Source organism: Exiguobacterium sp. USCH10 (genome assembly GCF_037619445.1).
In the GTDB taxonomy this organism is placed as follows: domain Bacteria; phylum Bacillota; class Bacilli; order Exiguobacteriales; family Exiguobacteriaceae; genus Exiguobacterium; species Exiguobacterium aestuarii_A.
This window is the reverse complement of sequence record NZ_JAQPZO010000007.1, coordinates 101,885-112,755: the sequence shown is the minus strand read 5'-3', so window position 1 is coordinate 112,755 and position 10,871 is coordinate 101,885. Positions and strand designations below refer to the sequence as shown.

The window sequence follows — 10,871 nt, the reverse complement described above, 5'->3', positions numbered from 1 at the left end:
AACACGGAAGTTAAGCGTCTCAGCGCCGAAAGTAGTTGGGGGTTCTCCCCCTGTGAGGATAGGACGTTGCCAGGCAACAACGCAGGACGACCGAGCATACGCTCGGTCGTTTTTTTGTTTCATTGAAACTTTATCTCTTCTTTCCTCGTAGTGAATATGAGAAAGAGGGGATTTTTTTATGAATAATATGTCTCCTTACAGTGATTCATCGGGGAAACAAAACGAGAGGGGAAGCATAATGAAAGATCTTCAGCAAATCCAATTAGACCTACAACAACGTACCGCCGAGCGTGATCGACTTGTCCGCAAACAAAAGACACTTGAAAAACAGCTAAAGGAACATGAAGCGATACGGAAAGAATTGTTGAATACATTTACGAAAGAACAGCGCGATGTTTACGATCTTGAAAGTTTTTCGCTCGTCAATACGTGGCGGAAGTTACGAGGCACATTTGATGAGCAACGCATAAAGGAAGTAGAAGAAGCTGCTCGTGCTGAACTGAAATTGCGCGAACACGAGAAGATGATTGATGAACTGACACTCGAGCATCGAGATTTACAAGAACAGCTCGAAGGATATGAAGACATAGACACAGAGTGGGAGACCTTCTTAGAAATGAAAGAGGCACACCTCACAAAAGACCCAGTTGTTCGTCGAGACCTACATGATCTCACCAATCAACAAGCTAAGACGAATGAACTTTTCATCGAATATCGAGAAGCCATTGTTGCGGGTAAGGCAGCACGAGCAACGATTACGAAGACGCTAAAGCATTTAGACAGTGCCAAAGGTTGGTCGACGTATGACACGTTCTTCGGAGGAGGGTTGTTTGCGACGGCAATGAAACATGATGCGTTAGATGCATCCGAGCAGACGATGCATGAACTTCAATCTGCATTGGAACGTTTCTCCCGTGAATTGGCAGACGTCCAAGAAATTGTACAGGAATTACATGTCGATCGAGGTTCACTGATTCAGTTCGCAGATTACTTTTTGGATGATATTTTTTCAGAATGGACGATGCATGGACGAATCAATGATTCATTAAATCAAGTGAAAGGACTGGATAAGGAAATCAGTCAGTTGATTACGCATATGACGACAAAAATGGAACAGTTGGGAGAAAGACTCGAAGAGGTTGGTGAAAAAAGAAGACAGCTCATCCTCACGCGATGAGCTGCTTATTTACTCCGGTCGTTTTAGCCAATGCCGTAGTCCTTTTCCTGCATGAGGACCTGTCTCATAACGCGGAATGACGTGCAGATGGGCATGAGGAACGGTTTGGTTTGATGCCGTGCCGACGTTCCAACCCAGTGTGTATCCGTCAGGTTGAAATGATTGATTAAGGTATTCCTTGGCCTGATGAAGTAATTCATATGTATGTTGCCACTCTAAAGGCGTTAAGTCGAATGTCGTTGCGCGGTGTGCTTTCGGGACAATTACACCCGAGCCGACGAGGATATCTTGCTCGTGGTCATGCATGAGAAAGTAACAAGAGTCATTCTCGGCAATAATGGTTTGATGTGGATCGAGTGTCGGGTGACAAAATGGACAAGTGGACATGAGATAGATACACTTCCTTTCTATACTAAGTGTACCAAAGGGGGAGAACCATGGAACGACTCATCGATGAAATCGTACAAAATGTGCAAACAGGACAACGAACGCTGATTGGTATCTCTGGACATGGGGCAGCAGGAAAATCGACATTGGCCGAAAGATTACGGGAACGACTCGGTGATATAAACCTGCTTCACACAGATCCATACATCATCGATTCACAGTTACGGAAACAAACGATCCTCACCTATGAACAGAATGGAAAAATTCATCATTATAAGATGACGACTTGTCATCCAGCTGCGCATCATCTGCTGTCACTCGAGCGTGATGTTCGTATGATTCGAGAAGGAATCGGCTTTTACACAATCGATGTCTCATATTTAGAACGTACGTGGATTGACCCGAAAAAAATGATTACGATTATTGAGGGCATGAGTGTCGCATTTCTGGAACTCTCTTCTTTTGACCAATCGATATATCTTTATACGGACGGGGAGACGGAGTTCAAGCGACGCTCACAACGTGATATCCAGGAACGTGGAATGGAAATGGATGACTTACGCGCCTCGCATGACGAGCGACGTCTTCAATATGAGTTGTTCATGCATCCGTATCGCCATCACTTCCGAACCATCGTTAATACGAGTGGGGATATGATTCAAATTGAAAAAACCGCTCACGAGGAGCGGTGACTGCGTAGCGTATCTTGAATGCCGAGACCGAGCTGTTCTTGCTCACGTTCGAGTTGTTCCCAGGTGAGGGAGCGGTGGCGCAATTCGACGTCAGTCGCCATCGACTCGAGCGTTCGCTGTGTTTCGATGTTGTCGAGCCAGTAGTAGAGGTCGATTCCATCTTCATGCAGACGCCAAAATGATTTGACGACCTCAAACTCATCGGCCCACTCACCGACCGGTTTGAACCCATACTTTTCGACGAACGGATAAGGACGCTCTTCTCCGAGCGGGTCAATCACGTTCCGAACAAACATCGGTTCAAGTCCAGCATGAGCCGTTGCGTCGAGCAATCGTTTCAGTTCAGGCATTGGTTCGATTTCAATATGTTCAATCACGTCAAACCAGACACGTTTCATGTCCTTGTCCCATAACGTCGCCTCTACGCTGTATGGGGCTCCAGCAGACGAAGGGGCATACATCGTCAATTCGAATGAGAACGGAACGTCTTCCTTCGCACCAGGTTCTAGTACGACAGTGAGTGGAATCGGGATCTCTTGAATGTCGGCTTCTCGATTGAATTCATTTCCTTCCATGGTGATGTCTTTAAATGTCGTCAAAAAGTTGAGTGTCAGTTCTTGTAACCGGACGACAGTCGTCGTTGGGTTGGATACGTGCAGGGTCCCGGTCACTACCTGCTTCGGAATGAGTGCTGCCGGGTCAAACGTGATGTCGGCTTCGATCTCCGAAAAGAACCATTTCTTGAATCGGTTTCCCCATTTGGACATGGCGGTCGCGCCCCTTTTCTCTAAATTCTATGCTGTTATACCTGTTCCCGATTCCATTTTTCAAAAAACATTGAGAAAAAGGTTGCTTTTTATAACTGTCTCACTTATTATAGAGGATGTCGAAACAATTCAAACCATCGCGGGGTGGAGCAGTCTGGTAGCTCGTCGGGCTCATAACCCGAAGGTCGTCGGTTCAAATCCGGCCCCCGCAACCAATTTTTATTTAATTTCATATGTCGTCGCGGGGTGGAGCAGTCTGGTAGCTCGTCGGGCTCATAACCCGAAGGTCGTTGGTTCAAATCCAGCCCCCGCAACCAATTTTTAAATGAGATAGCGAAACGATAGCGTTTCGTGTTTTTTTTTGCTTAAAATGAAGTGTACAATGAGTACGTATGAGAAGTGATAAAAGGAGAACCATTCATGTATACATTGATTACGCATTCTGCGGCGGAAACGCAGGCAGTGGCAGAACGTTTGGCCATGCTCGTCGAAGCAGGAACGGTCATCACGTTAAACGGTGACCTTGGTGCCGGCAAGACGACGTTCACACAAGGGTTCGCAAAAGGACTCGGTGTCACACGGAACGTCAACAGTCCGACCTTCACCATTATGAAACAATACAAAGGGCGCTTACCGCTCTATCATATGGATGTCTATCGACTCGAGGATACGGGGGATGACATCGGTCTTGAGGAATATATCAACGGTGACGGTGTCGCCATCGTAGAGTGGTCGAACTTGATCGAGTCTTCTCTTCCGGAAGAACGCTTGGCGATTACGATTGAACGGGTCAGTGATGAAGAACGGAAATTGACACTCGCTCCAACGGGTGAGCGTTACGTTCAAATCGTCAAGGAGGTGCTCGCATGAAGCAATTGATGATTGATACCGCGACGACACGTTTATCTGTCGCATTAAGTGAGGCTGGAGAAATTCAAGCAGAAGCGACGGTCATGGTCTCGAAAAACCATGCGGTCACACTCATGCCGATGATTGAACAACTCATGGCAGCTGTGAAATGGACTCCGAATATGCTCGAACGCATCGTTGTTACGACAGGTCCTGGGTCGTACACGGGGATTCGGATTGGAGTGACGACGGCGAAGACACTTGCTTATACGTTGAACATTCCACTAATCGGCGTGTCTGCCCTTCAACTCATGGCAGCGGCCCCGAATACGGACTTGCCTGTCGTATCATTAATTGACGCGCGACGCGGTAACGCCTATATCGGATATTATCAACAGAACAAGGCACTGACACACGATCAACATGCGTCTGTCGCCGACTGGCTACGACTGAATATTCAAGGACGTTTCCTCGTCGTTGGAGATGTCGAACCGTTCCGTGACGTGTTGAGTGAATATGAGTACGTCGAAGCACCGGCTGCACATCGTTACGGCCGCGCGAGTGATTTGGTCGTCTTTAGCGATGAGACAAGTGATGTCCATGCGTTTGAGCCAGAGTATTTGCGACTCGCTGAAGCGGAAGCGAAATGGTTAGAGGGTCAAAACAATGGCTGACGTTAAAATTCGTCGAATGACGTGGCTCGATGTCGAAGAAGTGACGAAAGTCGAAGAAGCGTCGTTCTCCATTCCTTGGACAAAAGAGGCGTTCATGAACGAGATGCTTCGAAATGAACAGGCTATTTATTTTGTCGCGGTCCATGACAAACGGGTCGTCGGTTTTGTCGGAGTATGGCAAATCGTCGACGAAGGACACATCACGAACATTGCCGTCTTACCTGAATTTCGTGGACAAGGGATCGGCAATCAACTGTTAGCGGAACTTGTCGCGTTTGCCAAGTCAAAGGGGCTTGTCGGATTGACGTTAGAAGTCCGCGTGTCGAACGTAGGGGCGCAAAAACTGTATGAACAGTTTGGGTTTATGCAAGCGGGACGAAGAAGACGCTACTATCAGGATAATAATGAAGACGCCTATATTTATTGGGCGAAGTTAGGAAGTGACTCAGAATGAACACATCACTGATTCTCTCGATCGAGTCGAGCTGTGACGAGACGTCTGTTGCGCTCGTCAAAGACGGAAAGACGCTCTTGTCGAACGTCGTCTCTTCTCAAATTGAGAGCCATAAACGATTTGGTGGCGTCGTCCCTGAAGTGGCGTCTCGTCATCACGTGGAGCGGATCACGTATGTCATTGATGATGCGTTGAGCGAAGCAGGCGTGACGATGGAAGACGTCGATGCGGTCGCCGTCACACAAGGACCAGGTCTCGTCGGTGCCCTTCTCGTCGGCATCAGTGCGGCCAAAGCATTGTCGTTCGCCCATCAAAAACCGCTTATCGGCGTCCATCATATCGCGGGACACATTTACGCGAACGAACTCGTCGAAGAGATGGAGTTCCCACTCGTCTGTCTCGTTGTCTCGGGTGGACATACAGAACTCGTCTATATGCCAGAACACGGTGTCTTCGAAGTCATCGGGGAGACACGTGACGACGCGGCAGGTGAAGCGTATGATAAAGTCGCACGCACGCTCAGTCTCCCATATCCGGGAGGTCCTGCGATTGACCGCTTGGCAGCGGTTGGGGAAGATACGTACAACTTCCCACGTGTTCGTCTCGAACCGGGTAGCTTCGACTTCAGCTTTAGTGGCTTGAAGTCATCGGTCATCAACGCCGTACACAATGCGGAGCAACGTGGGGAGACGGTCATCCCGGAAAACTTGGCAGCGAGTTTTCAAGCAAGTGTCGTCGAAGTGCTCGTTGAGAAAGCGATTCGTGCTGTAAAAGAAAAAGGAGCGAAGCAATTGCTTGTTGCTGGTGGTGTCGCGGCAAACCGTGGACTTCGCGCAGCGCTTCAAGAAGCGACTGCTGCTGAAGGGATTCAACTTGTCATCCCACCACTCGATCTTTGTGGAGACAATGCCGGCATGATCGGGGTCGCGGCACATCACGCGTATGTGCGCGGGAAGCGCGATACACTAGCGATGAATGCGGTTCCTGGGTTATCCTTAGAAGAGAGCATGACAGTCTAGGGGGAAATAGAGACATGACGAAACGCATCATCATTGGAGGACTCATCGTACTACTCGTCGTCGCGACGTTTTTACAAGTACGAGAAATCATCCGCGCTTACAATATCGCCTATCAAGAGGAAATTGTGCCAGAAGAGACACGAGTGAAGTCGTTGACTGGAGAAGAGTCATTAGAAGGTATCGGTCGTGTGACCGGAGAGAATACGCTCATCGAGTCGTTGTATGGTTACACGAGTGTCATCGACCAAGAACCAGAGCGTGTGATCGTCGTTGATCGCAATCTCGGTGTTCAGCCAAAAGCGAGCGATGCTTACTATGAAATTGAGCGGGGTCGCGAGGCAACAGAAGAAGAGGCTGCGAAGTTTGATGATTTGATCGATGAGCTCGACGAACAGCAACTGTTCGCTCAAGTCATCTCGACACACGAGGCACGCTATGTGACGAATGACGAAAAATCGATGACGTTCTATAAAGTGTTCACACGTGACGTCGATACGAACGAGGCGGTCTTCTTTATCGCTGAGGACGGGACGAAGCTCGATTTCCATACGGTAGGATTTCAACCTCTCAGATATTTTTAACAAATAACCTTTTGTTCTAAAAAGAACAAAAGGTTATTTCTATCTTATAAAGAATATATACAACGTTAGTTACATATAAGTACTTTTAAAGTAATAGCTAAAATGAAATTTAAAAAATGTAATGGAGTGAAGTGAATGAATATTCAAAACTTTCTAGATAAATTAGATACGGATGTTTACTCGGGATATCTATATGAAGAATTTATGATTGAATTACTAAATTTACATATAAGTTCTCAACAAAAAGAATTTATAGTCAATCGATATATAGATTCTGAACAATCGTCTAAAGAGCCTGAGAATATAAAATACTACGACAAAGTTGTGAGCGGATTAGATGGATTTGCTCCTGATGGTTTTGATAGTTTCGAAGGGAAAACTGCGATAGAAATAAAGTTAATTAAAAATATTTCAAGTCTAAAATATATAGTTCGTAGAACAATAGAAAAAATAGATACAGTAAATTCATTATATCCAGATGAATCTATAAAAAATTTAATAATTATTGTTTCTAAAGGACTGAGTTTAGCAACAAAAATGAGAATGAGAACCTCTGTTGAAAAATCTATATTGAATGTGGTTATTTGGGATATTGATGATGTTCAGAAGATTCTAGACAATCATAAAGATTTTAAGTTCGAACCTAGGTTTTCTACAGTGTTAAGAAATCAAGCTTTAGATATAAAACATACATATAGTGTCCAGAAAGATTCTGTAAGAGAAAGAAAAATAGAAGAACTGAGGGATCAATTCAATAAGGATAATCTCGTACTTTTTTTAGGAGCCGGAGTATCGCTTGATGCGGGAATACCAACATGGAATAATTTGATGACTAATTTACTAGTAAGTCTTTTAGACGAAATAATAAGTGATGAGAGTGAACCTCACAAACATATAAGACTATCTCTAGATGAGAAAAAAAAATTAATAAAAGATATTCAAAGTAAAAATGGAAGCAGTCCATTACAGCTTGTAAGATTTATACGAAATGGTTTAAATGAAAAATTCCAAGATAGGTTAAAAGAAGTACTTTATGAGAATTGTGAAAAGGAAGGAAAAAAATCGGCTATACTCGAATCAATTGCTAATCTTAGTGTACCACTAAGACATGGAGTGGGAATTCAAGGTATTGTCACATATAATTTTGATAGTCTAATTGAAGAACAGTTAAAAAGTAAAAGCGTAATAAACTTTCGCCCGGTTTTTCAAGAGGCTAATATGCCATTAAGAAATGAATTAGGGATTTTTCATGTCCATGGGTATCTTCCAAGGGATACCTCAACAGAAAATGAACTAGCAAGTGATGTTAAGATTCAAAAGAACACTTTAGTATTCTCTGAGGAAGAATACCATGAGTTACTGCTAGATGGATATAATTGGGCAAATTTGGTTCAATTGAATTATTTTAGAGAAAGAACATGTCTTTTTATTGGTGTATCGATGACAGATCCAAATGTAAGACGATTGTTAGAGATAGCGAAGAGAAAACAAAGTGATGTTGAGCAATCTAACCACTTTATAATATTGAAAAGAGATGTTTTTTCTGAAGAATCTGAAAATAGTAATATGACTAAATTTTCTAATGTATACCATGCTCTAAAAGAAGCGGAGTTTAAAGAATTGGGATTGAACGTAATATGGGTAAAAGAACATAATGAAATACCCGGTTTGCTGGATAGTTTGAGAACACAATAAAATATAGTGTTGTTGACTTTGTACACTATGGAGTTCCAACTTGAGAGGTGATCACAGGTTACTTATTTTATTTATAGAGATGATAAAATAATATAAAATTTTTATATAAAGCCGGTCTCTGATGAGGAGAACGGCTTTATATTATTATTTCGGTTGTCGATAATTCTCCCGATGCCACGTGTTGATGCGGCTCACGATGAACACGAGAAGTGCGAGGATCCACATGAAGAGCGTCTCTTCATAAAAGTGGGCCCACACTGATCCCGGTGCATAGAACGTGTGAACCGTCACATCGACCGGCCAGACGACGATACGGATGAAGAGTGTGCTCATGAGCAGGCCACTGAAAAGACTGAGTAGAATCCCTGACCACGTCTGAATGATGAAGCCGATCACGACCGGTAAAAAGTAAAAAAGAATAGACGGGACGATTGTTGGCTCCCCGCGGATGAGTTCAGATACGAACTCGGTCCCGGTTGGTACGATATAGGCCAGTCCCGTGAGAAACGCTTGAATGAACTCGATTCGCATGGCACGTGTACGCATCATGTATGGAGTTCCTCCCATTCCGCATAAAGTGCGGTGATGGATTCTTTCGCTGCGTCCGATTCGGTCGACAACTCCTGGGCACGGGCGAAGTCGTTGAAGACGTCCGGCTCACAAAGCAACTGTTCAATCTCGTCGAGGCGATTTTCATGTTGCTCGATTGCCAGCTCAATCTCTTCGATGCGCTGTTTGATGCGGCGCTCTTCCCGTTGTTGTTCTTTATCGGCACGCTGTTTTTTCACGACGACCTGCTTCGTCTCTTCACGGGCGAGTCGCGCGAGTTCTTCGAGTTCTTCTTTCTTCTCGACGTAGTACGAATAGTCACCGAGATACTCGTCGATGCCGTTCGGCGTGATTTCTAACACACGCGTCGCGAGACGGTCGATGAAGTAGCGGTCGTGCGAGACGAAGAGAATCGTACCTGGATAGTCGAGAAGGGCGTTCTCTAAGATCATCTTCGAGTCGAGGTCCAAGTGGTTCGTCGGCTCGTCCAAAATGAGGAGGTTCGGTTGCTCAAGCTTCAGCTTGGCCAACGTGAGACGTGCACGTTCGCCACCGGATAGTTCATGGACACGCTTCATGACGTCATCCCCGCTGAAGAGGAACTGTCCGAGAAGACTCCGCACTTCTTGCTCGCGCATGAGCGGCCAGTCGTTCCAAATCTCGTCGATGACACGGTTCGCGTCCGACAAGTTTTGTTGTTCCTGGTCGTAATAACCGATCTCGACGCCGGTTCCGTAACGAATCTCACCCGTGAGGGCGGCTTGTTGTTTCGTCAATACTTTGAGAAGTGTCGATTTTCCGACCCCGTTCGGACCGACGAGAGCGACAGATTCCCCGCGCTGTAGTTGGAAACGGAGATTTTGGGCGATCGGTTCTTCATACCCGATGGCGAGGTCACTCGTGCTCAACACATCGTTCCCGCTCTGTTGTTTGATGGAGAACGAGAGGACAGCACTGCGTTCGTCACCGTCCGGAGCATCGAGACGGTCGACTTTTTCCAGACGCTTTCGCACGCTTTGCGCCCGTTTCGTCGTCGTCGCCCGGGCGATGTTTCGCTGAATGAAGTCCTGCATCTTGGCAATCTCTTCTTGCTGCGACTCAAACTGCTTCTTCTCTTGTTCGTAGAGAGCAGCCTTCTGTTCAAGATACTTCGTATAGTTCCCGACGAAGCGACGGCTCCGGTGACGCGACAGCTCATAGACGACCGAGACGACACGGTCGAGGAAGTATCGGTCGTGGGAGACGATGAGGACGGCACCTTTATAGCCGCTCAAATACTTCTCTAGCCAGGCGAGCGTCTCAATGTCCAAGTGGTTCGTCGGCTCGTCCAAGATGAGCAGGTCGGGACTTTGAAGGAGCATCTTTGCCAAGGCGAGACGTGTCCGTTGTCCACCAGAGAGCGTGTCGATCCGGCGCTCGAAGTCGTCCGGATAGAAGCGCATCCCGTGAAGGACCGAGCGGATCGTCGCTTCATACTGGTAACCGCCGCGCTCTTTGAACGTGTGCTGCTCTTCATCGTAAGAGGAGAGGAGGCGTTCGTACGCAGCGGCGTCGTTTAGAATCCGTTCGGATCCCATGTCGGCCTCCATGCGACGGAGCGTCTTCTCTTGCTCGATCAAGTCCGTGAAGACGGTGAGCATCTCGTTCCAGATCGTCTCGTCGGATTCGAGCCCTGAGTCTTGGGCGAGATAGCCGATGGTGACGTCTTTTGGTTTCATGATGTCCCCGGAGTCATAGTTGTATTCACCGGCGATTACTTTCAAAAGCGTCGACTTCCCGGCCCCGTTTCGGCCGACGAGGGCGACGCGTTCGCCTTCTTGGATTTCGAGTTTGACGTTTTCTAAAATTGGCTCGACGCCGAAGGATTTGGATAAGTTATTGACTTGCAGTAGGATCAAGTGAAAAAACCCCTTTCTCTCTATTTAGTATACTGTATTTTTCAGCGATTTTAGGTATATTCGTTGAGTGGTCATGTGAATTCGTTTACAATCAAGGTGTATGAAATTCAGATTCGTTTGTAACGTGTC

General features: G+C 46.2%; 12 protein-coding genes and 2 tRNA genes. 10 read left to right on the top strand and 4 right to left on the bottom strand.

Annotation, left to right across the window (positions count from 1 at the left end):
- Positions 1–238 precede the first annotated feature (238 nt).
- Positions 239–1,177 (top strand): hypothetical protein, encoded by a 939-nt coding sequence (locus tag PQI28_RS11625; protein WP_339963391.1) that lies wholly within the window; start codon positions 239–241, stop codon positions 1,175–1,177.
- A 9-nt stretch (positions 1,178–1,186) separates the two neighbouring features.
- Here PQI28_RS11625 and PQI28_RS11620 read toward each other — a convergent pair whose 3' ends face one another.
- Positions 1,187–1,564 (bottom strand): HIT family protein, encoded by a 378-nt coding sequence (locus PQI28_RS11620; protein WP_339963390.1) that lies wholly within the window; start codon positions 1,562–1,564, stop codon positions 1,187–1,189.
- A 50-nt stretch (positions 1,565–1,614) separates the two neighbouring features.
- Between PQI28_RS11620 and PQI28_RS11615 the strand changes: the two genes are divergently transcribed.
- Positions 1,615–2,256 (top strand): uridine kinase family protein, encoded by a 642-nt coding sequence (locus PQI28_RS11615; protein WP_339963389.1) that lies wholly within the window; start codon positions 1,615–1,617, stop codon positions 2,254–2,256.
- Here the strand turns inward: PQI28_RS11615 and PQI28_RS11610 are convergent.
- Positions 2,241–3,023 carry a sporulation protein gene (locus PQI28_RS11610; protein ID WP_214748859.1) on the bottom strand — a complete coding sequence of 261 codons (783 nt, stop codon included), beginning with the start codon at positions 3,021–3,023 and terminating at the stop codon, positions 2,241–2,243. The two genes, PQI28_RS11615 and PQI28_RS11610, sit on opposite strands and share 16 nt — an antisense overlap.
- A gap of 138 nt (positions 3,024–3,161) precedes the next feature.
- On the opposite strand from PQI28_RS11610, the gene PQI28_RS11605 reads away from it, so the two are divergent.
- From PQI28_RS11605 to PQI28_RS11570, 8 genes are all read left to right on the top strand, one after another.
- Positions 3,162–3,238: transfer RNA gene (locus PQI28_RS11605), tRNA-Met, on the top strand.
- Positions 3,239–3,263: 25 nt separating this feature from the next.
- A tRNA-Met gene (locus PQI28_RS11600) sits at positions 3,264–3,340 on the top strand.
- A gap of 103 nt (positions 3,341–3,443) precedes the next feature.
- Entirely contained in the window at positions 3,444–3,893 is a 450-nt protein-coding gene (gene tsaE / locus PQI28_RS11595; protein WP_339963388.1) for a tRNA (adenosine(37)-N6)-threonylcarbamoyltransferase complex ATPase subunit type 1 TsaE, read from the top strand.
- On the top strand, positions 3,890–4,546 hold the full coding sequence (tsaB, locus tag PQI28_RS11590) for a tRNA (adenosine(37)-N6)-threonylcarbamoyltransferase complex dimerization subunit type 1 TsaB (protein ID WP_214697083.1): 657 nt from the start codon (positions 3,890–3,892) through the stop codon (positions 4,544–4,546). The genes tsaE and tsaB overlap by 4 nt, the downstream gene beginning before the upstream one ends.
- A complete protein-coding gene (gene rimI / locus PQI28_RS11585) occupies positions 4,539–5,000 on the top strand; it encodes a ribosomal protein S18-alanine N-acetyltransferase (RefSeq protein ID WP_214761456.1) in 462 nt (153 codons plus the stop codon). The genes tsaB and rimI overlap by 8 nt, the downstream gene beginning before the upstream one ends.
- Positions 4,997–6,019 (top strand): tRNA (adenosine(37)-N6)-threonylcarbamoyltransferase complex transferase subunit TsaD, encoded by a 1,023-nt coding sequence (tsaD, locus tag PQI28_RS11580; RefSeq protein WP_274665514.1) that lies wholly within the window; start codon positions 4,997–4,999, stop codon positions 6,017–6,019. Before rimI ends, tsaD begins: the two co-directional genes overlap by 4 nt.
- 14 nt (positions 6,020–6,033) lie before the next feature.
- Positions 6,034–6,600, top strand: a complete 567-nt coding sequence (locus PQI28_RS11575) for a hypothetical protein (protein WP_339963387.1) — start codon at positions 6,034–6,036, stop codon at positions 6,598–6,600.
- 135 nt (positions 6,601–6,735) lie between these two features.
- Complete coding sequence (locus PQI28_RS11570; protein WP_339963386.1) at positions 6,736–8,295, top strand: SIR2 family protein; 1,560 nt, start codon at positions 6,736–6,738, stop codon at positions 8,293–8,295.
- Positions 8,296–8,439: 144 nt separating this feature from the next.
- Here PQI28_RS11570 and PQI28_RS11565 read toward each other — a convergent pair whose 3' ends face one another.
- Positions 8,440–8,844 carry a hypothetical protein gene (locus PQI28_RS11565; RefSeq protein ID WP_339963385.1) on the bottom strand — a complete coding sequence of 135 codons (405 nt, stop codon included), beginning with the start codon at positions 8,842–8,844 and terminating at the stop codon, positions 8,440–8,442.
- Positions 8,841–10,742: an ABC-F family ATP-binding cassette domain-containing protein gene (locus PQI28_RS11560; protein ID WP_339963384.1), complete on the bottom strand. Its 1,902-nt coding sequence runs from the start codon at positions 10,740–10,742 to the stop codon at positions 8,841–8,843. The genes PQI28_RS11565 and PQI28_RS11560 overlap by 4 nt, the downstream gene beginning before the upstream one ends.
- Positions 10,743–10,871 lie beyond the last annotated feature (129 nt).

What these genes read in the sequence shown, in the direction of transcription:
- PQI28_RS11565 (WP_339963385.1), bottom strand. Translation starts at nt 8,844, where the DNA reads ATGATGCGTACACGTGCCATGCGAATCGAGTTCATTCAAGCGTTTCTC.
- rimI (WP_214761456.1), top strand. Translation starts at nt 4,539, where the DNA reads ATGGCTGACGTTAAAATTCGTCGAATGACGTGGCTCGATGTCGAAGAA.
- PQI28_RS11575 (WP_339963387.1), top strand. Translation starts at nt 6,034, where the DNA reads ATGACGAAACGCATCATCATTGGAGGACTCATCGTACTACTCGTCGTC.
- PQI28_RS11610 (WP_214748859.1), bottom strand. Translation starts at nt 3,023, where the DNA reads ATGTCCAAATGGGGAAACCGATTCAAGAAATGGTTCTTTTCGGAGATC.
- PQI28_RS11570 (WP_339963386.1), top strand. Translation starts at nt 6,736, where the DNA reads ATGAATATTCAAAACTTTCTAGATAAATTAGATACGGATGTTTACTCG.
- PQI28_RS11615 (WP_339963389.1), top strand. Translation starts at nt 1,615, where the DNA reads ATGGAACGACTCATCGATGAAATCGTACAAAATGTGCAAACAGGACAA.
- tsaD (WP_274665514.1), top strand. Translation starts at nt 4,997, where the DNA reads ATGAACACATCACTGATTCTCTCGATCGAGTCGAGCTGTGACGAGACG.
- tsaE (WP_339963388.1), top strand. Translation starts at nt 3,444, where the DNA reads ATGTATACATTGATTACGCATTCTGCGGCGGAAACGCAGGCAGTGGCA.
- PQI28_RS11625 (WP_339963391.1), top strand. Translation starts at nt 239, where the DNA reads ATGAAAGATCTTCAGCAAATCCAATTAGACCTACAACAACGTACCGCC.
- PQI28_RS11620 (WP_339963390.1), bottom strand. Translation starts at nt 1,564, where the DNA reads ATGTCCACTTGTCCATTTTGTCACCCGACACTCGATCCACATCAAACC.
- tsaB (WP_214697083.1), top strand. Translation starts at nt 3,890, where the DNA reads ATGAAGCAATTGATGATTGATACCGCGACGACACGTTTATCTGTCGCA.